Origin of the sequence: Terrirhizobium terrae (assembly GCF_030323265.1) — a bacterium.
GTDB lineage: Bacteria > Pseudomonadota > Alphaproteobacteria > Rhizobiales > Rhizobiaceae > Neorhizobium.
In genome coordinates, this window is sequence record NZ_CP104992.1 from 1,494,383 (window position 1) to 1,519,512 (window position 25,130).

Genomic DNA, 25,130 nt, shown 5'->3' on the forward strand with positions numbered 1-25,130 from the left:
GATGAGTGTTTCCGATCACGGTGAAGCGCCGGCAAAGGTGAGCCGGCGTGGGATATGGGGCTGGATGCTGTTCGACTGGGCAGCCCAGCCCTTCTTCACCGTCGTCACCACCTTCATCTTCGGCCCCTATTTCGTCTCGCGGCTGACGGATGATCCCGTCTCCGCGCAGACGGCCTGGAGCAACATGGCGACGGCGTCCTCCATCGTCATCGCCGTCCTCTCGCCGATCCTCGGCTCGATTGCCGATCAGTCCGGCGCGCGAAAACCGTGGATCGCGAGCTTCGCCCTCGTAAAGATCATCAGCCTGCTGATGCTCTGGTTCGCCGCGCCTGGTTCGCCGCTCGTCTGGCCGATCACCTTCATGATCCTTGCCTCGATCGCCGCGGAATTCTCGATCGTCTTCAACGATTCAATGATGCCCCGCCTCGTCTCGCGTGACGATGTCGGCAGGATTTCCAACATCGCCTGGGGCCTCGGCTACCTCGGCGGCATGATCGTCCTGATCGCCGTCGTGACCCTGCTTGCCGCAAGTCCGGAGACCGGCGTCACCCTGATCGGCATCCCGCCGCTTTTCGGGCTCGATCCGGCGCTGGGTGAGGATGCACGCATCACCGGGCCGCTGGCCGCGATCTGGTATCTGCTGTTCATCCTGCCGATGTTCTTCTTCACGCCCGACGCAAAGAAAGGCCTGCCGCTCGCTTCGGCGGTTCGCTCCGGCCTGTATGAATTGAAAGGCACGCTGCGCGAACTGCGGCAGCGCAGAGGCATCGCGAAATTCCTGATTGCCCGCATGCTCTACCAGGATGGCGTCAATGGGTTGCTCATTCTGGGCGGCGTCTTCGCGGCCGGCATGTTCGGATGGGCGACGATCGAGATCGGCATCTACGGCATCATCCTGAATGTCGTCGCGATTTTCGGCTGCATTGCCGCCGGCTGGCTGGACCGCGCCTTCGGCTCCAAGGTCGTTGTCCTGATCAGCCTCGTACTTCTGCTGATCGCAACGCTGGGGATCGCATCTACCGGTCCCGGCTTCGTCTTCTTCGGCCTATTGCCCCTGTCGATGGAAGACAGCGGCGGCCTCTTCGGCACCGCCGCGGAAAAGGCTTACATTCTCTTCGGCCTGTTGATCGGCATCGCCTTCGGACCGGTCCAGGCGTCGTCGCGATCCTATCTCGCCCGCTCGATCGATCTATCGGAAACGGGCCGTTATTTCGGCATCTATGCCCTGTCGGGGCGGGCGACGAGTTTCCTCGCCACTCTCCTGTTTTCGCTCGTCACCTATGCCAGCGGCTCCGCGCGGCTGGGCATGACGACTCTTGCCATCTTCCTGGTCACCGGGCTGGCACTGCTCATCGCAACGCCTTACCCGGCAGACAGAGCCAGAAGGACTCCGGCTAAGTAGTCGTCTCGTTAGTGCCGGAAGTGACGCATGCCGGTGAAGACCATCGCGACATTGTGCTCGTCGGCAGCGGCGATGACCTCGGCGTCACGCATGGAACCGCCCGGCTGGATCACGGCGGTGGCACCTGCCGAGATCGCCGAGAGAAGGCCGTCCGCGAACGGGAAGAAGGCTTCGGAAGCCACAGCAGATCCCTTGGTCATCGGCTCGGCCCAGCCCATTGCCTTGGCCGCATCCTCGGCCTTGAGGCCGGCGATCCGGGCGGAATCGATGCGGCTCATCTGGCCGGCACCGATACCTGCCGTCTGGCCGTCCTTGGCATAGACGATCGCATTCGACTTGACGTGCTTGGCAACCTTGTAGGCGAACTTCAGGTCTTCGAGTTCCGTCGCGGTCGGTGCGCGCTTGGTGACGACCTTGAGGTCGACATCCTCAATCACGCCGCTGTCACGGCTCTGGACCAGCAGGCCGCCGGCAACGGTCTTTGCGGTGATGCCGCGCGAGCGCGGATCAGGCAGGCCGCCGGTGACCAGCAGACGGAGATTTTTCTTGGCGGCAATGATCTGCTGCGCTTCGTCGGATACTTCCGGCGCGATGATGACTTCCGTGAACAGCTTGACGATCTCTTCCGCCGTCTCGGCATCGAGCAGCTGGTTGACCGCGATGATGCCGCCGAAGGCCGAAGTGCTGTCGCAGGCGAGAGCGCGCAGATAGGCGTCCTTCAGCGTCGAGCCGGTCGCGACGCCGCACGGGTTGGCATGCTTGATGATGGCGCAGGCCGGACCCTGGTTGGCGGCAAACTCGCCGATCAGCTCGAAGGCGCCGTCGGTATCGTTGATATTGTTGTAGGAGAGCTGCTTGCCCTGCAAGAGCTTGGCGGTCGCAACGCCCGGACGGTTTTCGCCGGTGACGTAGAAACCGGCGCTCTGATGCGGGTTTTCACCGTAACGCATGGCTTCCTTCAGCACACCGCCGATTGTGCGATAGGCCGGCGTCTCGATCTCGAGCGCTTCGGCGAACCAGTTTGAGATTGCCGTGTCATAGGCTGCCGTGCGGGCATAGGCCTTGGCGGCAAGCTTCTGGCGGAAAGCGTATTCCGTTTCGCCGCCATTGGCCTTCAGCGCCTCGATCAGCGCTGCATAATCGGCCGGATCGGTGACGATCGTCACATAGGCATGGTTCTTCGCCGAGGCGCGGATCATCGCCGGGCCACCGATATCGATATTCTCCACCGTCGTCGGATAGTCGCCGCCGGCAGCGCGCACTTCCTCGAACGGGTAGAGATTGATGACGGCAAGATCGATACCCTCAATCCCGTGTTCCTTCATCGCCGTAACATGGTCTTCATCGTCACGGATGGAGAGCAGGCCACCATGCACGTTCGGGTGAAGCGTTTTCACACGGCCATCCATGATTTCCGGAAAGCCCGTGACTTCGGAGACGTCGGTGACGTCGAGACCGGCAGCGGCAATCGCCTTATGGGTGCCGCCGGTTGACAACAGCTTGACGCCCTGTTCGGACAGAGCCTTGGCAAGCTCGATGATGCCGGACTTGTCGGATACCGACAGAAGGGCGGTGCGGATCTTGACGCGATCGGGAGCGGGGATTTTCTTGGAAACGACGGCCATCGGTCTCTCCTGAAAGAGCATGCCACAGAAGGGCGTAAAAGGGGATGGGGCCGGTTAGCACAGCTGGCGCCGGGAGGAAACGCCTATTCGCCCGATCTGCGCTATTCGCCTTGCCTGAGCATCCAGCGGATCTCCCGCAGACCTTCGACCGGAGACTCGATGACCAGCTGCTGACTCGGACGCATGCCGGAAACATCGGCAAAGAACACGTCTTCGTCGATGATCAGGTCCAAGCCGGGAGCTGCAAAAATCCAGCTGTCGCCATCGGGCGCCCGCAGCATCACGCTTTCGCCGTCACGGCGCGACAGCGTGATCGAGGGATGAATGTGGAACCGCAGTGCGACCGCCAGCTTCTGCTTCTTGTCCCGCCCCTCTTCGGGAATGAACCGGTCGCAGCCCTTTATCTTGTCGCCTGCGGCACTGAGACCGATTTCCCGCTCGTGGGTGTAGCCGAAATTGTCCTTATAGCCGTCATGCCGGGCGCGCAGCCAGTCATTGCCGTGCTTGTCGTCCCGCCGCTCGATCTCGGTTTCCGTGACACCCGGCAGAAGGATCTGGCCGGCAAAGCTGGAATTGATCACCCGGCTGGACGAGGTCTCCTGCAGTGTCGCCGTGGAATGGGCAGCGGTCGAACGCGCCAGATGCCGATAGGTGCGGTTGGCGAATTTCGGCGATCCGGCGTTGACGATGAAGCGCTGCCGCCCCGACGACATCTCGAAGGACAGGCAACCCGCATGAGCGCCATGCGAAGCCTCTATCGAATCTGGGCATCCGGTATCGACGATGATGACGGCATTGCCCGCCGCCATCCGGTGATAGTTCATCTGGGGCAGAGCCTTGAACGGCTTACCGGCGGATTCGTCGTAACGCAGGACGGACATCAGCTCGCTTGCCGGCGTCGAGCTCGCACCGTTGAAGAGCGCGAGATCGCCATCCTGGTGACGGAAGAAGCGGAGCGCCGGGTACATGCGGTCGATCGTCGGAATGAGCTTCTGCGGCAGGTCGTAGCCGAGATTGATATAGGTCTGTCGCAGCGGCAGGAGATCGATGAGAATGTCGAGGATCGCCCGCGGATTGCGCGACACATGCCCGCCATCGGCCAATATCTGCCGGTCGAGCTCGCGGTCGAGTGCCAGGCTTTCGCGACGAATGGCATTGACGCGCATCGGCAGCGCCAGCGATGCGACGGCGAGCGCCGTCCGAACCCGCAGCCGGCTTTCCGCATCCGGGCATGAGCTCGCGATCTTGCGAAGATAACCGAGCTGATAGGCAAGGCTCTTCATGAAGCGACGATAGAAACCTGCTTCGGCCGCATGAAGTATGATCGGCGAATGGGAAAGCCATGCGATCACGCGGGTCGCCACGACATTCGGATCCCAGGCAATGCCACGCCGCCGGCGCCCATGAACGCCGATCCAGTCGGACACGATATGGCGGGCATGGGCGCAAGCCTCATCGGTCTTGTCGGCGCGAATGTGGCGCAGCCAGCCAAAACCATGCAGCCGCTCGGCAAAGGCGCGCGAGGGCAACTCCACCGCGAAGGAGAATCGCCATAGGTTTCGAGAATCCGGCCAGCCAGGGGAAACCGGCCGTCGAGAATTTCCTGAGCAACGAATGGATCGACCGAACGCAGGTCCGTGGGTGCAACGATCAGCCGTTCCGGCACCGATTTCATGGACATGGCGACGCGCAGGGGCGCAATGCGGAGGCGCGTTCGCCGCCGCATTTCCCTTAAGCCGGAGAGCAGAAGCCTTCGGCGATCGGTCAGCCGCTTGGTCACTCTGGGATTCTCCGCAGGGATCGGTATATGCTCGATCAGCTGAAACAACTTTAGATAAATTAGATTTATGTGCCGGTAGGGTGAAAAATTCCTTACCGGATCTGCAATACGCTCGCGAAGAACCCGTCCATTCCTCCTGCATAACCATCCGACGAAGGCAACATGGCAGGCGTCGTGCGGAAATCACCGCGAGCGGTGATAGCCGATTCCAGGCCGGGCCAATTGGCCGGATCGACCGGTACGCGCTGGAGCGTCGGCGTATCCGCCAGAACTTTCTCGATCAGCTCCTCGCCCTCGATCGGATCAAGCGAGCAGTTGGAGAAGACGATCAATCCGCCGCTCTTCACCAGCGTCGCGGCGTGGCGGAGCATGCGTTCCTGAAGCGCCGCAAGCTTTTCGATATCCTGTATGCCCTTGGTCCAGAGCACATCCGGATGCCGGCGCGTCGTACCGGTGGAAGAGCAGGGGCATCGAGCAGGATGCCGTCGAACTTCTCTTCCGGCGCATAATTGAACAGATCGCCCGAAACCAGTTCCGCCGTCATACCCAGACGTGCGAGATTTTCCTTCAGCCGATCCAGGCGGTTCGACGACTGCTCCACGGCCGTGACGTAGGCACCGGCCGCAATCAACTGAGCCGTCTTGCCGCCAGGCGCAGCACAAAGATCAGCGACACGTTTGCCCTTCAGATCGCCGAAAAGCTTTGCCGGGATGGCGGCTGCCGCATCCTGCACCCACCATTCTCCGCGATCGAAGCCTTCGAGCCCGGTCACCGATCCCTCGAATTCGGGCAGGCGGATACTGCCGGTCGGCAGCATCTTGCCATCCAGCTTTTCCGCCCAACCGGCAGCGTCGGACTTCACCGTCAAATCGATCGCAGGCGGGGTGAGCTGGGATTCGGCGATCTGCGCTGCATCCGCTTCACCATAGGCTGCAACCAGCCGGTCACGGAACCAGTCCGGTACGGGAGATACCGAGGCTGTGGCCGCGAGAATTTCATCCTTCTCCCGCACCAGCCGGCGAAGCACGGCATTGACCAGCTTGGCGAAGCGGCGGTTGCGCGGGTCGCGATTGGCCTGCTCAACCGCAAGATCGACGGCGGCATGAGAAGGCACGTCGAGATGCAGGATCTGCGCCGCGGCCACAACGAGAACATGATGCAGCGCCCGCGCCCCTTCCGGCAGCGGCGTATCGATCATCGAGGCGATGGCCGCCTCGAGCCGAGGAAGATGGCGAAGGGCTGTGGTGAGGATCGCCCGCGTCAGGGCACGATCGGCATCGTTGAGCGCCTTGTAGGCGGGATTGCCATGGGTCAGGTCCAGCATCCCGTCAAGCGAGATCTTGCGCTCCACGACGGCCGCCAGCAGCTTTGCGGCGGTCGCCCGGACTTCAAGCCCGGGCTTTTTGGGCTCCGAACCCCGACGGGCGGGCGCCAAATTCTTTCGAACAGGCCTGTGCGGCTTCTTGTTTTTCGTGTCGTTCAAGACCAGGGACCTTTGCGCGGTTCATCCGATCCGCGGCCCCAGGGATTGTTGGCGCCGGAATTCGGCACGGAGCGAGCGGTGCGCTGCGGTCTACCAGCCGAAGACGGTCTCGTCGAGCCACCACAGCGGAACTCTCCCGCCATCTGTTGCAGGGCGGCGATGCGGTTGTCCGTATTCGGGTGGGTCGAGAACAGATTGTCCATCCGCTCGCCCGACAACGGGTTGATGATGAACATATGCGCCGTCGCCGGGTTGCGCTCTGCATCATCATTGTGGATGACCCGCGCCGAGCCGGCGATCTTGGCAAGCGCCGAGGCAAGCCACATGGGGTTGCCGCAGATTTCCGCGCCACGGCGGTCGGCGGAATATTCCCGCGTCCGGCTGATCGCCATCTGCACCAGCATCGCGGCAAGCGGCGCCACGATCATGGCGACGAGAACACCGATGAAGCCGAGCGGATTGCTGTTGTTCTCGCGGTTGCCGCCGAAGAAGAAGGCGAAGTTGCCGAGCATGGAAATCGCACCCGCAAGCGTCGCCGTGATCGTCATCGTCAGCGTGTCGCGGTTCTGCACATGGGCAAGCTCATGCGCCATCACGCCCGCAACTTCCTCATGGGTGAGGGCCTGCAGGAGACCGGTAGAGGCTGCGACCGCGGAATTTTCAGGATTGCGGCCCGTCGCAAAAGCATTCGGCTGCGGATTGTCGTAGATATAGACCTTCGGCATCGGCAGGCCGGCATTGGCCGAAAGGTCGCGGATCATGTTGTAGAATTCCGGCGCGCTGCGCGCGTCCACCTCCTGGGCGTGATAGGCGCGAAGCACCATCTTGTCGGAATTCCAGTAGGAAAACAGGTTCATGCCGGCGGCGATCACCAGCGCGATCATCATGCCGCCCTTGCCGCCGATCAGAAACCCGACGCCCATGAACAGGGCGGTCATGAAGGCCAGAAGCATGGCGGTGCGCATCACATTCATCGTCATCTCTCCGTTGCCGATTTCATCCCTCAGGTTTCGCCTGAGGGTTTTCTAGCGGTTGTGAACGGCCTATCATGTGGTCAATTCAACCTGATTTTTCAATAAACCTTGCGGTGATCCGAAAGATGCAGAGCGCGGATAACGACAATACGGAAGCCACTCTGGAAGACGGTGCGGCCAAAAAACGCTGTCACCGGCAGCAGAGCGGGCATTGAAGGAAGCGGAAGAACGGCGCCAGGCTGCCGCGAAAACCGACCTGCCCGAAGAGTTCGGCGGCCGCGGCGGAGCCGATCCGGCTCGTTTCGGCGACTGGGAAATCAACGGCCGCGCCATCGATTTCTGAAGCAGCACAACTGATATAAGATAAAATTCCTATTGACTTGGATCATGGATCGGAATTTATTCCTTTCTATGATTACGGCCCGCACACTCGCTGTCTGCTTCGCCTTCGTTCTTGCGACGGAAGCCATGGCGCGCGAGGAAATTGCCGGCCCGGTCGCCGCAGAAATCCTTCGCGTCATCGATGGCGATACGCTGCTGGTCGAAGCCCAGCCCTGGCCGCAGCAGAAGATGGAAGTCTATGTCCGCATTCGCGGCATCGATGCTCCGGAACTGAAATCGAAATGCGAGGCATCCCGCCTGGCCGGCATCGACGCGCAACACGCGCTCGAAGCACTCGCCGCCCAGTCGAACCATATCCAGCTGATCCGAATTGCCGGCGACAAATATTTCGGCCGGATCGTCGCAGATGTCATCCTGTCGGACGGAAAAAACGTGGCCGACGACCTCCTGGTCGCCGGCCTTGTTCGGGTCTATGACGGCGGCCGCAAGCCGAAAGATACCTGCGGCGGCTGATTTTACCGCTTAAGCGTCCGTCTTGTTTTGCCGGTTTTCGATCAGGTCGTCCACCACGGCAGGATCGGCCAGCGTCGACGTATCGCCGAGCGAGCCGAAATCATCCTCGGCGATCTTGCGCAGAATACGCCGCATGATCTTGCCGGACCGCGTCTTCGGCAGGCCTGGGGCGAACTGGATCTTGTCCGGTGCGGCGATCGGGCCGATCTCGTTGCGGACATGCTTGGTCAGCTCCTGCCGCAGCGCATCCGTACCCTCGTTGCCGGCCATCAGGGTCACGTAGCAATAGATGCCCTGGCCCTTGATATTGTGCGGATAACCAACGACCGCCGCTTCCGAAACGAGGTTATGTGACACGAGCGCCGACTCCACCTCGGCCGTACCGAGGCGGTGACCGGAGACGTTCAGCACGTCGTCGACGCGGCCGGTGATCCAGTAATAGCCGTCTTCGTCGCGCCGGCAGCCGTCGCCGGTGAAATACTTGCCCTTGTAGGTGGCGAAATAGGTCTGGATGAACCGCTCGTGGTCACCATAGACGCTGCGCATCTGGCCCGGCCAGCTGTCGATGATGCAGAGATTGCCGTCAGCCGCCCCCTCCAGCACCTTGCCCTCATTGTCCACGAGCTGAGGCTTGACGCCGAAGAAGGGTTTTGTCGCAGAACCCGGCTTGAGGTCGGTCGCACCCGGTAGCGGCGTGATCATGTGGCCGCCGGTCTCCGTCTGCCACCACGTATCGACGATCGGCGAGCGCTTGTCGCCGACGACGTCGTAATACCACTGCCAGGCTTCCGGGTTGATCGGCTCGCCGACAGTGCCGAGCAGTCGCAGGCTTGCGCGCGACGATCGCTTCACGAATTCGTCACCGGCGCCCATGAGAGAGCGGATCGCGGTCGGCGCGGTGTAGAAGATGTTGACCTTGTGCTTATCGACGATCTCCCAGAACCGCCCCTGGTCGGGGAAATTCGGCACGCCTTCGAACATCAGCGTCGTCGCGCAATTCGCCAACGGCCCGTAGACGAGATAGGAATGCCCGGTCACCCAGCCGACATCGGCCGTGCACCAGTAGATATCACCATCGTGATAGTCGAACGTGTATTCGTGAGTCATCGCCGCATAGACGAGATAACCGCCCGTCGTGTGCAGCACGCCCTTCGGCTTGCCCGTCGAACCGGAGGTATAGAGGATGAACAGCGGGTCTTCCGCCTTCATCTTCACAGGCTCGCAATGGCCTTTCACGGTGGCGATTTCCTGGTGGTACCAGAGATCCCGGCCCGGCGCCCAGTTGGTCTTGCCGCCGGTGCGGCGCACGACAAGCACCTTGTTGACGGTGACATACTGCTTGGCCGCGATGCGGATCGCCGTATCGGTGTTCTCCTTGAGCGGCACCGGCTTGCCGCCGCGCACGCCCTCGTCGCAGGTGATCACGAAGGTCGACTGGCAGTCGATGATGCGACCCGCCAGCGCTTCCGGCGAGAAGCCGCCGAAGACGACGGAATGAACAGCCCCGATGCGCGCGCAAGCGAGCATGGCATAAGCCGCCTCCGGAATCATCGGCATGTAGATGGTGACGCGATCGCCCTTCTTGACCCCGTGCTTCTTCAGCACGTTCGCCATGCGGCAGACCTGATCGTAGAGCTGGTTATAGGTGATCTTCTTGTCGATATAGGGGTTGTCGCCTTCCCAGATGATCGCCGTGCGCTCGCCATGGGTCTTCAGGTGACGGTCGATGCAATTATAGGAGACGTTGGTCAGGCCGTCCTCGAACCACTTGATCGACACCTTGCCCTTGAAGGACGTGTTCTTCACCTTCGTATAGGGCTTGAACCAGTCGATCCGCCGGCCATGCTTGCCCCAGAACTTATCCGGATCCTCGATGCTCTCCTCGTACCATTTCTCGTACTTGTCCTTGTCGATCAGCGCTTTCGCTTTCGTGGACTTGAGGACCGGATAGATTTTTTCGGACATGGAATTCCTCCTCATTGGCACCGTCGACTGTTTCCTCCGTCAACGGCGCGGCATCGTGGCATTCATAACAACTGGGGCGCTACCGGCAATTAGACAAACGGCGATGAGCACGTGAACATGATTGACCGATCACCCTGCTTCAAAGAATTGCATTTCCGTCCCAATTCGATTATACGGCGATCAATTCCCGGAAATAGTGGTTGATACCCACGGCCCGCGACACCGGCGCGGACGGACAGAGGAACTATACCCATGGCTCAACAATTGCTCATGCCGAAGGCGACCGCAGTCTGGCTCGTCGACAACACTGCCCTTTCCTTCGACCAGATCGCCCAGTTCTGCAAACTGCACCCGCTCGAGGTGAAGGCGATTGCCGATGGTGAAGCGGCCCAGGGCATCAAGGGCCTCGATCCGATCGCAACCGGCCAGCTCTCTCGCGATGAGATCGAGCGCGCCGAAAAGGACATCAACTACAAGCTCAAGCTTTCCGAGCCGAAGGTCCGAGTTCCGGAATCCAAACGTCGCGGCCCGCGCTACACGCCGGTCTCCAAGCGCCAGGACCGTCCGAACGCCATCCTCTGGCTGGTTCGCAACCATCCCGAACTCAAGGACGCCCAGGTTTCGCGCCTCGTCGGCACGACCAAGTCCACCATCGAACAGATCCGCGAGCGCACCCACTGGAACGCCGCCAACCTCACGCCGATGGACCCGGTAACGCTCGGCCTCTGCAGCCAGATCGACCTCGACCTCGAAGTGGAAAAGGCTTCCAAGGGCCGTCCGCTGCCGACGGCAGCCGAACTCGGCGCCTCCCTGCAGCCGGCTTCGGAAACCGAAAACCTCGGCTTCGGCGATTATCGCAGCGAGCGCGAGGAAGAGAAGGAAATCGACGCGGACGCCGTCTTCGCCAAGCTTTCCTCGCTCAAGTCCACGCGCAACGACGAGGACGAAGACGACAACTTCTAAGTTGTTCGCCAATCCATTTGAAAAGACCCGGAAATCTCCGGGGCTTTTTTCGTTATACACTAGCGCTAGGCGCGTTCTTTCTCGTGAGCGAAGCCATGGCTTCGCAGCGTGTCCCTGACGACATCCAGCGTCCCCGGATCCTCGATCGTCGCCGGCATCGTCCAGGGCAGGTCGTCGGCAATCTTCTGCATCGTGCCGCGAAGGATCTTTCCCGAGCGGGTTTTCGGCAGTTTCGGCACCACCATCACCGTCTTGAACGCGGCGACCGGACCGATCTCGTTCCGCACCATGGCAGCAACTTCGCCCGCGATTTCTTCCGTTTCCCGTGAAACATTGTTCTTCAGCACGAGAAAGCCGCAGGGGATCTGCCCCTTGATCCGATCCTTCACCCCGATGACGGCACATTCCGCCACATCGGGATGGCTGGCGCAGACCTCCTCCATCGACCCGGTCGACAACCGATGGCCGGCACAGTTGATGATATCGTCCGTGCGCGCCATGACGAAGACATAGCCGTCCTCGTCCACGATGCCCGCATCCGCCGTCTTGTAGTAACCGGGAAACTCGTCGAGGCAGGCTTCCCTGAAACGCGCATCGGCCTTCCAGAACGTCGGCAGGCAGCCCGGAGGCAGGGGCAGCCTGATGGCGAGATTGCCGAGCGTGCCGGGCGGCACCGGTTGTCCGCTATCGTCGAGCACATCGATCGCATAGCCCGGCATCGGCCGCGTCGGCGACCCGTGCTTGAACGGCATCAGGCCAAGGCCCATCGTATTGGCCGCAATCGGCCAGCCCGTTTCCGTCTGCCACCAATGATCGATGACCGGCACCTTCAGCTTCTGCTCCGCCCATTTCAGCGTCTCGGGATCCGCCCGCTCCCCGGCAAGGAAAAGTGCCCGCAACCCGAGAAGATCGTGGTTCTCGACCAGTTCCCCTTCGGGATCATCGCGGCGGATCGCCCGGAACGCCGTCGGTGCGGTGAAGAACACCTTCACATCATGCTCGGCCACAACCCGCCAGAACGCGCCGGCATCCGGCGTGCCGACCGGCTTTCCCTCGAAGATCACGCTCGTATTGCCGTTAAGAAGCGGCGCATAGACGATATAGGAATGGCCGACGACCCAGCCGATATCGGATGCGGTCCAGAACACCTCGCCGGGCGCCATGCCAAAGATGTTCGGCATGCTCCAGGCGAGCGCCACCATGTAGCCGCCATTGTCACGCACCACGCCCTTCGGCTGTCCGGTGGTTCCTGACGTATAGAGAATGTAGAGCGGATCGGTCGCCTGAACCGGCACGCACTCGACCTCCCGACCGCGCGCCTGGGTGACAGTCTCGGAGAAATCGAGTTCTCCCCGCTCGGCGCTCAGCGGCACGATGAGCTCTTGTCTCTGCAGGATCAGGCAGTGGTCGGGTTTGGCCTTGGCGAGCTCGATCGCCTTGTCGATCAGCGGCTTGTAGGCAACAACGCGCCCTGGCTCCAGCCCACAGCTTGCCGAGATAATCAGTTTCGCTTCCAGAATCGTTCAGCCTTGCGGCCAGTTCCTGCGCAGCAAACCCACCGAAAACGACGGAATGCACGGCGCCGATACGTGCACAGGCCAGCATCGAAAACACCGCTTCCGGCACCATCGGCATGTAGATGACGACCCGGTCGCCCTTGCCGATGCCGAGATCCTGCAGCACGGCGGAAATTGCCTGCACCTCGGCAAGGACCTTCGCATAGGTGAAGCTCTTGCGCTCACCGGTCATGGCGCTGTCGAAGATGAAGGCGCGCTGCTCGCCGCGTCCTGCGGCTACATGCCGATCCAGGCAGTTGAAGCAGGTGTTTGTCTCACCGCCGACGAACCATCGGCCATAGACGCCTTGGCTTTGATCGAAGGCCTTTTCCGCCGGCTTGAACCAGTCGATCGCCTCGGCTGCCTCCGCCCAAAATGCTTCCGGATCATTCTCCCACGCGTCATAGACGTCGAAATAGCGGCTTTGCATATGCACCTCCCGTTACATGAGCCTAGCCTGATGAAGGCAATCTAGGCCGGAAGGCGGGTGCCGGAAACCCCGACGAAGGGGAACGCTTACCGGCTTCCGAAAATCGCCGAGCCCACACGCACGCTGGTCGCGCCGAATTCGACAGCCGTCTCGAAATCACCGGACATGCCCATCGACAGTTTATCGACGCCGCATTCCTTGGCGAGCTTGCCGAGCAGCGCGAAATGCGGACCCGGATTCTCCTCCGCCGGCGGGATGCACATCAAGCCTTCGATCGAAAGGCCGAGTTCGCCACGGCAGAATTCCACGAAGGCCGCCGTGTCTTCCGGCGCAATTCCGGCCTTCTGGGGCTCGAGCCCCGTGTTAACCTGCACATAGAGCTTCGGCGTCCTGCCTTGCTTATTCATTTCATCGGCAAGTGCCCGGGCGATCTTCTCGCGATCCACGGTCTCGATCACGTCGAACAGCGCGACCGCATCGGCGGCCTTGTTGGATTGCAGCGGTCCGATCAGGTGCAGTTCGATGCCCGGCGTCTCGGCCTTCAGTTCCGGCCACTTCAGCTGGCTTTCCTGCACCCGGTTCTCGCCGAACACCCGCTGACCGGCCGCAATCACGGGACGGATCGCGTCGACATCGAACGTCTTGGAGACAGCCACGAGCGTCGCACTACCGGTTGGCCGCTTTGCGTAGGCCTCCGCCTTGGCGATCCGTTCCCGCACATCCTGCAACCGTTCTTCGACGCTCATCGCTTCGCCACCTTTCCGCAATTCTTGTGAGACCAGCGATTAAAGCCCATATGAGCCTCTGCCAAGGGCATTCCGCATCAAAGTTTGGTACGCGCCGAGCCTCAAAAACTTGACGCTTGCAGCCATTCATGGTGAAGGTCTGCCCGACTCTTTATCCTGATTTCCCGGAATATCATCCAAATGGCGACTGAACGTTACAACCCGCGCGATGCCGAGCCCCGTTGGCAGCAGAAATGGAACGAGGCAAAGGTTTTCGAAACCGACAATGCCGACCCGCGGGAAAAGTACTACGTCCTAGAGATGTTCCCCTATCCGTCCGGCCGCATTCACATGGGCCATGTGCGCAACTATGCGATGGGTGACGTGGTTGCCCGCTACAAGCGCGCCCGCGGTTTCAACGTCCTGCACCCGATGGGCTGGGACGCTTTCGGCATGCCGGCTGAAAACGCCGCGCGCGACAACAAGACCCATCCGAAGTCCTGGACCTACCAGAACATCGAATCCATGAAGAAGCAGCTGAAGGCCATGGGCCTGTCGCTGGATTGGTCTCGTGAATTCGCCACCTGCGACGTCGAGTATTACCAGCAGCAGCAGCATCTCTTCCTCGACATGATGGAAAAGGGCCTGGTCTACCGCAAGCAGTCCAAGGTTAACTGGGACCCGGTCGACCAGACGGTTCTGGCCAACGAGCAGGTGATCGACGGCCGCGGCTGGCGCTCCGGCGCATTGGTCGAGCAGCGCGAGTTGGTTCAGTGGTTCTTCAAGATCACCGATTTCAGCCAGGATCTGCTGGACGAGCTGGATAATCTGGATCAGTGGCCGGAAAAGGTCCGCCTGATGCAGAAGAACTGGATCGGCCGCTCCGAGGGCATGGCCGTCCGCTGGGAAATCGTCGCTTCGACGGCACCGGCCGGCGAGCGCGAGGTCACGGTCTACACGACCCGTCCGGATACGCTGTTCGGCGCCTCCTTCCTGGCAATCGCCGCCGACCACCCGCTGGCCAAGGCTGCGGCCGCCAAGAATCCGGCTATCGAGATCTTTCGCCGAGGAATGCCGCCGTCAGGGTACTTCGCTGGCGGCGCTGGAAACGGCCGAGAAAAAGGGCATCGATACCGGCATCCGCGTGAAACATCCGCTCGATCCTTCCTGGGAACTGCCGGTCTATGTCGCGAACTTCGTGCTGATGGAATACGGCACGGGCGCCATTTTCGGCTGCCCGTCCGGAGACCAGCGCGACCTGGATTTCGCCCGCAAGTATGACCTGCCGGTCGTCCCGGTCGTCATGCCGAAGGATGGCGATGCAGCAACCTTCGAGGTGGGCGAAACGGCCTATGTCGATGACGGCGTGATGATCAATTCCCGCTTCCTCGATGGCAAGACCACCGACGAAGCCTTCCATATGGTTGCCGAAAGGCTGTCTGGCCAGACGCTCGGCAACGAGCCTCAGGGCGAGCGCAAGGTCAATTTCCGCCTGCGCGACTGGGGCATTTCCCGCCAGCGCTATTGGGGTTGCCCGATCCCGGTCATCCATTGTGAAGTCTGCGGCGTCGTGCCGGTGCCGAAGAAGGACCTGCCGGTGCAACTGCCGGACGACGTCACCTTCGACCTCCCGGGCAACCCCTCGACCGTCACCCGACCTGGCGCCACGTCTCCTGCCCGCAATGCGGCCACGATGCACGTCGCGAGACGGACACGATGGATACGTTCGTCGATTCCAGCTGGTATTTCACCCGCTTCACTGCACCGTGGCTGAACCAGCCGACCGATCCGAAGGTCGCCAACCACTGGCTGCCGGTCGATCAGTATATCGGCGGCATCGAGCACGCGATCCTGCACCTGCTCTATTCCCGCTTCTTCACCCGCGCCATGCGCGAAACCGGCCATGTGGCGGTCAAGGAGCCCTTCAAGGGCCTCTTCACCCAGGGCATGGTCGTACACGAGACCTATCGCCTCGGCTCGTCCGGCCAGAACGGCGAATGGGTTTCCCCGGCCGATATCAGGATCGAGGAAATCGATGGCAAGCGCCAGGCGACCCTCATCAAGAGCGGCGAAGAGGTAACAATCGGCTCGATTGAGAAAATGTCGAAGTCGAAGAAGAACGTCGTTGACCCGGACGATATCATCGCCTCCTACGGCGCCGATACCGCCCGCTTCTTCGTCCTGTCCGACAGCCCGCCCGATCGCGATGTGATCTGGTCGGAAGCCGGCGTCGAAGGCGCCCACCGCTTCACCCAGCGCCTGTGGCGCCTGATCTCGGAAGCCGCGGAAAACCTGTCCGGCGTCCAGCCGGCGCCTGCCAAGGACGGCGAAGCGCTCGCCATCTCGCAGCTCGCGCACAAGACGCTGCAGGCCGTGCAGGGCGATCTGGACAAGCTATCCTTCAACAAGGCCGTGGCGCGCATCTATGAGCTCGTCAACGCGCTTGCGAGCCCGCTGACGGATGTTGCTGCCGGCAGGGGCGATGCAGCCTACCGCGCAGCCGTTCGCGATGCCGCCGAGATCCTGATCCAGATCGTTGCGCCGATGACGCCGCATCTGGCCGAGGAATGCTGGACCGTGCTTGGCAATGAGGGAATGGTCTCTGAGACCGCCTGGCCGGCATTCGATCAGGCGCTTGTCGTTGAAAACGATGTCACATTGCCGGTGCAGATCAACGGCAAGAAGCGCGCCGAATTGACAATCGCGCGCGACGCGGATCAAACTGCCGTCGAGAAAGCAGTTCTGGCACTGGATGTGGTGCAGGCAGCGCTTGAAGGCCGTGCGCCGAAAAAGATCATCGTCGTCCCACAGAGGATCGTGAACATTGTTGCCTGACCGCTCGTCCATTTCCCCGCGCCGTAGTCTTCTCGTCCTCGGCCTGGTTGTCTGCGCAGGCCTTGCCGGCTGCCAGGTTCGCCCGCTTTATTCCGAGGCTGGCGGCACCCGCGCCAAGCTGACCTCGGTGGGCTTCGCCGATGCAAAGAACCGCGTGGAGCAAGTCGTCCGCAATGAGCTGATTTTCCTCGCCAGCGGCGGGGCAGGGGAACCGCTGAACCCGGCCTACGATGTCACGCTCAACGTCTCCAGCACGTCTTCCAACGTGCTGGATGATGACGGTCTCGCCGAAGCCGGAATCCCGGTCCCGGGCCGCGTGCAGGTTACCGGTGCCTACACCGTTACGCGGACAAGTGACGGTCAGGTGCTGAAGCGCGGAGAACATTCTAGCGTGTCGCTGATCGACGTCTCGCGCCAGAGCTTTGCCAAGGTTCGCGCCATCCGCGATGCCGAGAACCGTGCCGCCCGCGAACTCGCAGAATTCATCCGCGCTGACATCGCCATCGTACTGGCCAAAGAGCCTCCCCAGCAGCCGACATGGCAGAAATAAAATCGCATGAGTTCGAGCGCTTCCTTGAAAAGGGCGCCGAGCTCTACCGGTTCTACGTGATTTACGGCCCGGACCGCGGGCTGGTGTCGGAACGTGCCGGCCAGCTCGCCAAGCGCAGCGGTGTCGCGCTCGATGATCCGTTCGCGCTTTTGAAGCTCGATGTCTCCGACCTGCAGGGCGATCCCGGCCGTCTTATCGACGAAGTGAATGCACTCGGCCTGTTCGGCGGCGAGAAGCTCGTCTGGCTGCGTGGGGTCAACAATGAGAAACCCGTTCTGGACGCCGTGCAGGCGATCCTGGAGCAGGGTGCACCCGCCAACAGGTTGATCATCGAAGCCGGCGACCTCAAGAAGGGCAGCGGGCTCAGGAAGATCGTCGAGCCTTCCAGGGACGTCGCCGTCGTGCCTTGCTATGCCGATGACGCACGCGCACTGAACGTTCTCATTGATACCGAACTCTCAACCGAAGGGCTCGCCATCACACCCGAGGCTAGACGCCATCTGATAGACCAGCTTGGGGAGACCGCGTCGCGTCCCGCAACGAGATCCGCAAGCTCGCGCTCTATTGCCGGGGCATGGGCAAGATCGAGGAACATCACGTCGATGAGATCATCGGCGATGCGAGCAGCATCTCGGCCGACGACGCGGTCGATGCGATCCTGACCGGCGACCTGCCGGCCTTTCATCGCGCATTCCAGAAGATCCTGAGCTCCAAGACGCCGCTCTTCCTGATCCTGCAATCCTGCCTGAAACAGTTTCAGCTGCTCGACTCGATGAAGATCGAGATGGAGGAAAAGCGCGCGCAATCGGGCCAGGTCATGATGACGCTCGGCCGCCATATCCATTTCAAGCGAAAGCCCATATTCGAACGGGCCCTGAAGTCATGGCGCCCTGAGGCGGTCACGCGTGAAGCGGAGCGGATCCAGAATGCCGTGCTGATGTCGCGTCAACGGCAGAGCCTGGAGCCGAGCATCGTATTCCATGCACTGCTCGGCGCAGCCCTGCAGGCCAAACGGCAGTAATTACCGCCGTTCCAGCAGGCGGCAGATCTCTTCCAACTGCTCAAGGCTCTTGTAGGAAATCCTGATCTGACCGGGACCGCCCTTGTGGTTGATCTTCACGTCGAGGCCGAGGAATCCGTCAGTGTGCGCTCCAGCGCCAGCGTATCGGAATCCTTGTTTGCCGACTTCGTTTCGAGCGGCGGCATGCCCTGCGTCTTGATATCGTTCTGCGCCAGCCGTTCGGCGTCGCGCACAGACATGCCTTTGGCGACGACCGCCTTTGCCAGCGCCGTGGGATCGGATGTCGGGATCAACGCACGTGCGTGGCCGGCAGACAGCGTCCCGGAAGAAAGCATGTCGCGGACAGGCGAGGGAGTTTGAGAAGACGCAGGCTGTTGGCCACATGGCTTCGGCTCTTACCGATGATGTCGCCCAGATCGTTCTGCGTATAGCCATGTTCGGCGATCAGCTGTTCGTAGCCGAGCGCCTCTTCGAGAGGATTAAGGTCCGAGCGCTGAACGTTTTCCACGATCGCGATCTCGAGCGCCGTCCTGTCGTCCACATTGCGGACGATAACAGGAACTTCGATCAACCCCGCAAGCTGCGAGGCGCGCCAGCGACGCTCGCCGGCGATGATCTCATACTGACCCTCGGCCAGCGTTCTGGTCACGATCGGCTGCACGATCCCATGCTGCCTGATGGAGCTCGCCAGATCCTGCAACTCGGCATCATCAAAGTGGCGGCGCGGGTTGCGCGGGTTGCGCGTGATGTTCTCGATCGGCACCAAGCGATCGGCGCTGACATTGGCCGGGGCAGCGCCGCTCGGCATCGGCTGATCCATCTCGCCGATCAGCGCAGCCAGTCCGCGCCCGAGGCGCCGTTTCGATACATCATCACTCATTTTACTTACCTGACGTTCTTAGGCGGCGACTTTGCGCATTCTTTCGCGCTGGATGACTTCGGATGCCAATTGCAGATAGGCCTGGCTGCCAGCGCATTTCAGATCATAAAGGATAGCCGGCTTACCATATGACGGCGCTTCCGAAACGCGAACATTCCTCGGGATCAGGGTTTGATAAACTTTTTCACCGAGGTAGGTCCTGACGTCGCTCACAACCTGCTGCGCGAGATTATTGCGGGCATCGAACATGGTCAGCACAATGCCCTGGATATCCAACCGAGGATTCACGGTACGGCGAACCTGATCAACCGTTTCAAGCAGCTGGCTAAGACCTTCCAGCGCAAAGAATTCACATTGCAACGGGACAAGCACCGAGATCCGCTGCAGCCATCGCATTCATCGTGAGAAGATTGAAGGACGGCGGGCAATCCAGAAGAATATAGGAAAACTTCTCCGCTCCCTCGGTCACAAGAGCCGTTCGCAGCCGATAAGCCCTGTCCTGCGCTTGCGAGATTTCCATCTCGAAGCCGAGCAGGTCCATCGTCGATGGCACGATGGAGAGGTTAGGCACAGCCGTCTCAACCGCTGCGTCCGCCACGGACACATCGGCGACGAGGATATCGTAGGAAGAAACCTTGCGATCCTTGCGGTCGATGCCAAGGCCCGTGCTCGCGTTCCCCTGCGGATCGAGATCCACAATCAGCACGCTTTCGCCGATGGCTGCCAATGCTGTTGCCAGATTGATGGCGGTCGTTGTCTTGCCAACGCCGCCCTTTTGATTGGCAATGGTGATGATCCGACGTCTGTCAAACATCCTGCACCCGATTCTACGGCATCTTTCGCTGAAGATGATTGATCTCCAGGATCACCGAATCCGCTTGAATTGAACTCTGGTGTTTTACCAAATCAAATTGCCAGCCGCCATGCGCTTTATCCACTTCGGCCTGATAATCCCGGCCTTTATGAAAGAAAGCGGTTGACTCGCGGTCCAGCATCCATGGTGAGGCGTAGCTGAGCAGCAGGTCAAGGTCAGCCAAAGCACGCGCGGAAATAAAATCGCATTCGGGAATTATCTTGGCCGCTTCTTCGATGCGAACCGCATGAACCTGGCCGCGCGCGCCCGTGGAAGCCAAGGCAACACGCAGAAAAGCGGCCTTCTTTTGATTACTTTCCACCAAGTGGACCCAGCCGGCTTCATGCTCCGAGAGCAAGATAGCGGTGATGATCCCGGGAAATCCACCTCCCGATCCAAGATCGACCCAGGTGCCGGGCCTTGGAGCCAGATTAAAGATCTGGGCACTGTCACCGATATGTCGGCTCCAGACATCATCCTTTGTGGAAGGCGCAACGAGGTTGATCGTCTTGGCCCATTTCAGAAACAGCTCCGCGAATGTGTCCAACTTGCTGCGCGTTTCACGTGAAACACCGGGAATCAGATTGGCACTCACGAAGCTTTCCTTACCTGTAGGTCGAATTTTCTGACAAGCGCGAGAAGCAGCGTGACTGCGGCGGGCGTCATTCCTTCGATCTTCGCCGCCTGAGCAATCGTCCGCGGCTTCAGCTTGATGAGCTTCTGCTTCAGTTCGTTTGAGAGGCCTGAAATCGATTGGAAATCGAAAGCCTCTGGTATCTCCAGAGCCTCGTCCCTCCGGGCAGAGCGAATATCGTTCGCCTGGCGCTCCATGTAAACCGCATAACCTGCCTCGATCTCGAGCGCCTCGGCAATGCGCGGAGAGATGGCGCCAAGATCGGGCCAGATAGAACGCAGTGACTCGATCGAGCTGTCAGGATAGGACAAGATCTCGTAAGCGCTGCGCCGCTGACCATCCTTGTTCAGATGAAGCCCGTGGCGTGCCGCTTCATTCGGAGTCGTCGAAAGAGCCTTGAGCTGTTTGCGGCCCATATCCAATTCGCCAAGATAAGAAGTGAACTTCTCAGCTCTTGCCGATCCGACCAGACCCAATTCGATACCCAGCTGCGTAAGTCGCATATCGGCATTGTCCGCACGCAGCGATAGGCGGAATTCCGCCCTCGACGTGAACATGCGATAGGGTTCCGTCACGCCCCGGCTGGTCAGGTCATCCACCATCACACCGATGTAGGAATCGGTCCGGCTAAAGACGTGCGCATCCAACCCCTGAACCCGGCGTGCGGCATTCAAGCCGCCGACAAGGCCCTGCGCGCCCGCTTCTTCATAACCCGTTGTCCCGTTGATCTGGCCAACGAGAAAAAGACCGCCGATAGCCTTCGTCTCCAGCGACAACTCGAGCTCTCGCGGATCGACATGGTCGTATTCGATCGCATAGCCGGGGTGAAGGATCTGCACCTTCTCCAAACCAGGGATAGTGCGGATAAATGTGTCCTGGACTTCGGCGGGCAGCGAAGTCGATATGCCGTTTGGATAAACCGTCGGGTCATCGAGACCTTCCGGCTCGAGAAAGATTTGATGGCCATCGCGCTCGCCAAAGCGTGTGATTTTATCCTCGATGGAAGGGCAGTAGCGGGGACCGACGCCTTCGATCTGGCCGGAATACATCGCGGACAGATGGATGTTGTCAGCAATAATCTTATGCGTCTCAGCCGTCGTCCTCGTCACACCACAGGCAACCTGCGGATTGCTGATCTTATCCGTCATGAATGAGAACGGTGTCAGGACGTCGTCTGCCTCCTGCTTGTCGATGGAAGCCCAATCAATCGTCCGGCCATCCAGCCGTGCCGGCGTTCCTGTCTTGAGACGGCCGAGCGCGAGGCCGTGGCGCTTCAGCGTCTCGGACAGACCGAGCGAGGGCGCCTCGCCGGTACGGCCGGCCGGAATCTTCTGCTGTCCGATATGGATAAGACCGCGAAGAAAGGTTCCCGTCGCCAGCACCACGGAGCCGCAGCTGATGCGGCGGCCATCCGCGAGAAGGAGGGCAACGACGGAGGAGTTATCGTCCAGTTCTATATCGAAGGCATCGCCTTCGATAACGGACAGATTAGGATGCTCGCTGATCTCGCGCTGCATTGCTTCGCGATAGAGGCGTCGATCGGCCTGCGTTCTCGGTCCGCGAACGGCTGGACCCTTCTTGCGATTGAGGAGACGAAACTGGATACCGGCCGCATCGGCAACCCGCCCCATCAATCCATCAAGCGCGTCGATCTCGCGAACCAGATGCCCTTTGCCAAGCCCGCCGATCGCAGGATTGCAGGACATGACGCCGATCGTGTCGCGGCGATGGGTGACGAGAGCGACCTTGGCGCCAACACGCGCAGCCGCACTCGCGGCTTCGCAACCGGCATGCCCGCCGCCGACGACCACCACATCGAAGGTCATTTCGTCCATGGAAACCTCATGTGTTTCACGTGAATCACTTGCCAATGCAGAATTTCGAGAAGATCACGTCCAGAAGATCCTCGACGTCTACACGTCCCGTGATCCTGCCCAGCATATCGCCGGCCGCTCGCAGGCTATCCGCCTTCAATTCGAGCCGCGGTTCCTGTATCGCATTCTCGATCAATTTGGAAGATGCTTGGATAAACTCCATATGCCGAGGCTTGCCCGCGAAAGCGCCCGTCTGCCAACTGCTTTTGGCCCTTTCGACAATAGCGCGATGTAGCTGATCCAGGCCAAGCCCGGTCGCGGCGGAAATACAAATGTCGAAACCATCGCGCACGCCGCGAAGATCGGCTTTTGTCCCTATCTGCAGCGCTGCTCCCGGTAAATCATATTGTTCCGGATGCGAATCGATATCCGTGAGCTGAAGCACGAGATCTGCAGATCCGGCAGCCTGTCTTGCCCGACGAATGCCTTCCTGTTCAACGAGATCGGTCGCATCTCGCAGGCCGGCCGTGTCATAGAGCTTGACGAGATATCCATCTAGATCCAGATCGACGGTCAGGACATCGCGCGTGGTGCCCGCTATGTCGGTCACGATCGCGACCTCTCGCTTTGCCATTGCATTCAGCAAGCTGGACTTGCCGGCATTAGGCGCGCCGATAATCGCAACCTTAAATCCATCGCGAACGATCTCTGCCGATTTGCCGGAGTTCACAGCATTGGCCATTTCCGCCAGAAGCTTCTCGATATCCTTTTCGATCAGCAACGTAGCAGAAGCCGGCGCATCTTCTTCGTCGGCAAAGTCCAGCTCCGCCTCGATCATCGCACGCGCATAGGTCAGGCGTTCGGCCCAGGCGTGATAAGTCGCCGAAAGCGCCCCCATACCAGTCTCCAGCGCCAGTTTGCGCTGCATTTCGGTCTCGGCGGAAACGAGATCCGACAGACCCTCGACCTCGACGAGATCCAGCCTGCCATGTTCAAAGGCGCGTCGCGCAAATTCACCCGCTTCGGCCTGGCGGAGCCCCAACTCCGTCAGTTCAGCACCGATTGCATTGACGACAGCTCGGCTGCCATGGACCTGCAGTTCCGCGCAGTCTTCCCCTGTGAAGGATTGAGGGCCAGCGAAGAAGAGAACGAGGCCCTGATCCAGCACATCACCGTTACGCCGGCGAGATCGTTCTAAGACTTGCTTGACGTAGCGAGGGAGCGAACCCAGCATCACGGTCAGCACCTCGCGCGTTGCCGGACCACTGATGCGAATAACGGCCACACCTGCCGGAAGCTGACCGCTCGAGAGCGCGAAGATGGTGGCCTGCGTCATGTCTTCACCCATGTGCTGAAACGGCAAAGGCGCCCGAAAGATCGGACGCCCTCAAGTCAATCAAGAATCCGGCTAAGGATTATGTGTTCATCGAGTCGAAGAAGTCGCCGTTGTTCTTCGTCTGCTTGAGCTTGTCGATGAGGAATTCGATCGCGTCCGTGGTTCCCATCGGCGCGAGGATACGGCGAAGAACGAAGATCTTCTGTAGATCCTGGCGCTGTACCAGCAGGTCTTCCTTACGCGTACCGGACTTGAGGATGTCCATCGCCGGGAAGATGCGCTTGTCGGCAACCTTGCGGTCGAGCACGATTTCCGAGTTGCCGGTACCCTTGAATTCTTCGAAGATGACTTCGTCCATACGGCTGCCGGTATCGATCAGCGCCGTTGCGATGATCGTCAGCGAACCGCCTTCCTCGATGTTACGGGCGGCACCGAAGAAGCGCTTCGGGCGCTGCAATGCATTGGCATCCACACCACCGGTCAGAACCTTGCCGGAAGACGGCACGACTGTGTTGTACGCACGACCGAGGCGGGTGATGGAATCGAGCAGAATGACGACATCACGACCATGCTCGACAAGACGCTTCGCCTTTTCGATGACCATTTCGGCCACCTGAACGTGGCGGATCGCCGGCTCGTCGAAGGTGGAGGAAACAACTTCACCCTTAACCGAGCGCTGCATATCCGTCACTTCTTCCGGACGTTCGTCGATCAGAAGAACGATCAGGTAGCATTCCGGATGGTTGGCAGTGATCGAGTGAGCGATGTTCTGCAAAAGAACCGTCTTACCGGTCCGTGGCGGCGCCACGATCAGACCGCGCTGGCCCTTGCCGAGCGGCGCGACGAGATCGATCACGCGGGCCGAATTGTCCTTCGACGTCGGGATGTCGAGTTCCATCTTGAACCGCTCGTTCGGATAGAGCGGGGTCAGGTTGTCGAAGTGAACCTTGTGCCTGATCTTTTCCGGATCGTCGAAATTGATCGTATTGACCTTGAGAAGGGCGAAATAACGCTCGCCTTCCTTCGGGCCACGGATCGGGCCTTCGACCGTATCGCCGGTCTTCAGTGAGAAGCGGCGGATCTGCGAGGGCGAAATGTAGATATCGTCCGGACCAGGCAGATAATTCGCATTGGCGGAGCGCAGGAAGCCGAAACCGTCCTGCAGCACTTCGACCACGCCTTCACCGATGATTTCGACGTCCTGGCTGGCAAGAACCTTCAGGATCGCGAACATCAACTCCTGCTTGCGCATGGTGCTGGCATTCTCGACCTCGAGCGACTCTGCAAAAGTCAGCAAATCGGTCGGAGATTTGCTTTTGAGTTCTTGGAGCTTCATTTCAGCCATGAAGAGGAAACCACTTGAGAAATAATTGGGGGATTGGGCGTGTCGGTGAATTTCGCTACCGCGGAAGACAATCCGGGGAAAACGTCAGGTTACACGCATGCCAC

General features: G+C 60.4%; 13 protein-coding genes and 7 pseudogenes. 7 read left to right on the forward strand and 13 right to left on the reverse strand.

Going from position 1 to position 25,130, the window contains the following annotated elements; translation table 11 throughout:
• Position 1 precedes the first annotated feature (1 nt).
• Positions 2-1,402, forward strand: a complete 1,401-nt coding sequence (locus N7E02_RS15040; RefSeq protein ID WP_286582898.1) for an MFS transporter — start codon at positions 2-4, stop codon at positions 1,400-1,402.
• 8 nt (positions 1,403-1,410) lie between these two features.
• Here N7E02_RS15040 and purH read toward each other — a convergent pair whose 3' ends face one another.
• The 4 genes and pseudogenes from purH to htpX form a co-directional block, all read right to left on the reverse strand.
• Positions 1,411-3,027 (reverse strand): bifunctional phosphoribosylaminoimidazolecarboxamide formyltransferase/IMP cyclohydrolase, encoded by a 1,617-nt coding sequence (gene purH, locus N7E02_RS15045; RefSeq protein ID WP_286582899.1) that lies wholly within the window; start codon positions 3,025-3,027, stop codon positions 1,411-1,413.
• Between the two features lie 101 nt (positions 3,028-3,128).
• Positions 3,129-4,753 (reverse strand): annotated as a pseudogene (locus tag N7E02_RS15050) (heparinase II/III family protein).
• 146 nt (positions 4,754-4,899) lie between these two features.
• Positions 4,900-6,296, reverse strand: a pseudogene (locus N7E02_RS15055) (RsmB/NOP family class I SAM-dependent RNA methyltransferase).
• The gene (gene htpX, locus N7E02_RS15060) at positions 6,287-7,264 is read right to left on the reverse strand and encodes a zinc metalloprotease HtpX (RefSeq protein ID WP_286582900.1); all 978 of its coding nucleotides are present in this window, start codon (positions 7,262-7,264) and stop codon (positions 6,287-6,289) included. The pseudogene N7E02_RS15055 and the gene htpX overlap by 10 nt, the downstream one beginning before the upstream one ends.
• A gap of 211 nt (positions 7,265-7,475) precedes the next feature.
• Between htpX and N7E02_RS30060 the strand changes: the two genes are divergently transcribed.
• Complete coding sequence (locus tag N7E02_RS30060) at positions 7,476-7,607, forward strand: DUF1674 domain-containing protein (RefSeq protein ID WP_374730698.1); 132 nt, start codon at positions 7,476-7,478, stop codon at positions 7,605-7,607.
• A 68-nt stretch (positions 7,608-7,675) separates the two neighbouring features.
• Entirely contained in the window at positions 7,676-8,119 is a 444-nt protein-coding gene (locus tag N7E02_RS15070) for a thermonuclease family protein (protein WP_286582901.1), read from the forward strand.
• Between the two features lie 9 nt (positions 8,120-8,128).
• Here the strand turns inward: N7E02_RS15070 and acs are convergent, their stop codons facing one another.
• Positions 8,129-10,084, reverse strand: a complete 1,956-nt coding sequence (gene acs / locus N7E02_RS15075) for an acetate--CoA ligase (RefSeq protein WP_286582904.1) — start codon at positions 10,082-10,084, stop codon at positions 8,129-8,131.
• Positions 10,085-10,336: 252 nt separating this feature from the next.
• Here acs and N7E02_RS15080 point away from each other — a divergent pair, with 252 nt between their 5' ends.
• Positions 10,337-11,047, forward strand: a complete 711-nt coding sequence (locus N7E02_RS15080) for a DUF1013 domain-containing protein (RefSeq protein ID WP_286582905.1) — start codon at positions 10,337-10,339, stop codon at positions 11,045-11,047.
• A gap of 65 nt (positions 11,048-11,112) precedes the next feature.
• On the opposite strand, the pseudogene N7E02_RS15085 reads toward N7E02_RS15080, so the two are convergent.
• Positions 11,113-13,033, reverse strand: a pseudogene (locus tag N7E02_RS15085) (AMP-binding protein).
• Positions 13,034-13,119: 86 nt separating this feature from the next.
• The gene (locus N7E02_RS15090) at positions 13,120-13,779 is read right to left on the reverse strand and encodes a YggS family pyridoxal phosphate-dependent enzyme (protein WP_286582906.1); all 660 of its coding nucleotides are present in this window, start codon (positions 13,777-13,779) and stop codon (positions 13,120-13,122) included.
• A 180-nt stretch (positions 13,780-13,959) separates the two neighbouring features.
• On the opposite strand from N7E02_RS15090, the pseudogene leuS reads away from it, so the two are divergent.
• From leuS to holA, 3 genes and pseudogenes are all read left to right on the forward strand, one after another.
• Positions 13,960-16,593 (forward strand): annotated as a pseudogene (gene leuS, locus N7E02_RS15095) (leucine--tRNA ligase).
• Positions 16,583-17,143, forward strand: coding sequence for a hypothetical protein (locus N7E02_RS15100; protein WP_286582907.1), 561 nt, complete (start codon positions 16,583-16,585; stop codon positions 17,141-17,143). The pseudogene leuS and the gene N7E02_RS15100 overlap by 11 nt, the downstream one beginning before the upstream one ends.
• Positions 17,131-18,164: pseudogene (holA, locus tag N7E02_RS15105) on the forward strand (DNA polymerase III subunit delta). Before N7E02_RS15100 ends, holA begins: the two are co-directional and overlap by 13 nt.
• Here holA and N7E02_RS15110 read toward each other — a convergent pair.
• From N7E02_RS15110 to rho, 6 genes and pseudogenes are all read right to left on the reverse strand, one after another.
• A pseudogene (locus N7E02_RS15110) lies at positions 18,165-19,044 on the reverse strand (ParB/RepB/Spo0J family partition protein).
• Between the two features lie 18 nt (positions 19,045-19,062).
• Positions 19,063-19,858, reverse strand: a pseudogene (locus N7E02_RS15115) (ParA family protein).
• 13 nt (positions 19,859-19,871) lie between these two features.
• Positions 19,872-20,492 carry a 16S rRNA (guanine(527)-N(7))-methyltransferase RsmG gene (rsmG, locus tag N7E02_RS15120; RefSeq protein WP_286582908.1) on the reverse strand — a complete coding sequence of 207 codons (621 nt, stop codon included), beginning with the start codon at positions 20,490-20,492 and terminating at the stop codon, positions 19,872-19,874.
• The gene (mnmG, locus tag N7E02_RS15125) at positions 20,489-22,366 is read right to left on the reverse strand and encodes a tRNA uridine-5-carboxymethylaminomethyl(34) synthesis enzyme MnmG (RefSeq protein ID WP_286582911.1); all 1,878 of its coding nucleotides are present in this window, start codon (positions 22,364-22,366) and stop codon (positions 20,489-20,491) included. The genes rsmG and mnmG overlap by 4 nt, the downstream gene beginning before the upstream one ends.
• Positions 22,367-22,391: 25 nt before the next feature.
• On the reverse strand, positions 22,392-23,693 hold the full coding sequence (mnmE, locus tag N7E02_RS15130) for a tRNA uridine-5-carboxymethylaminomethyl(34) synthesis GTPase MnmE (protein ID WP_353622891.1): 1,302 nt from the start codon (positions 23,691-23,693) through the stop codon (positions 22,392-22,394).
• Between the two features lie 67 nt (positions 23,694-23,760).
• Positions 23,761-25,026, reverse strand: a complete 1,266-nt coding sequence (gene rho, locus N7E02_RS15135; protein ID WP_093001833.1) for a transcription termination factor Rho — start codon at positions 25,024-25,026, stop codon at positions 23,761-23,763.
• Between the last annotated feature and the right edge of the window lie 104 nt (positions 25,027-25,130).

Bases quoted from the DNA above. Each gene is read 5' to 3' on its own strand.
- rho (WP_093001833.1), bottom strand. From the start codon at position 25,026: ATGGCTGAAATGAAGCTCCAAGAACTCAAAAGCAAATCTCCGACCGAT.
- htpX (WP_286582900.1), bottom strand. From the start codon at position 7,264: ATGAATGTGATGCGCACCGCCATGCTTCTGGCCTTCATGACCGCCCTG.
- acs (WP_286582904.1), bottom strand. From the start codon at position 10,084: ATGTCCGAAAAAATCTATCCGGTCCTCAAGTCCACGAAAGCGAAAGCG.
- N7E02_RS15040 (WP_286582898.1), top strand. From the start codon at position 2: ATGAGTGTTTCCGATCACGGTGAAGCGCCGGCAAAGGTGAGCCGGCGT.
- mnmE (WP_353622891.1), bottom strand. From the start codon at position 23,693: ATGGGTGAAGACATGACGCAGGCCACCATCTTCGCGCTCTCGAGCGGT.
- N7E02_RS15080 (WP_286582905.1), top strand. From the start codon at position 10,337: ATGGCTCAACAATTGCTCATGCCGAAGGCGACCGCAGTCTGGCTCGTC.
- N7E02_RS15090 (WP_286582906.1), bottom strand. From the start codon at position 13,779: ATGAGCGTCGAAGAACGGTTGCAGGATGTGCGGGAACGGATCGCCAAG.
- N7E02_RS15070 (WP_286582901.1), top strand. From the start codon at position 7,676: ATGATTACGGCCCGCACACTCGCTGTCTGCTTCGCCTTCGTTCTTGCG.
- purH (WP_286582899.1), bottom strand. From the start codon at position 3,027: ATGGCCGTCGTTTCCAAGAAAATCCCCGCTCCCGATCGCGTCAAGATC.
- mnmG (WP_286582911.1), bottom strand. From the start codon at position 22,366: ATGGACGAAATGACCTTCGATGTGGTGGTCGTCGGCGGCGGGCATGCC.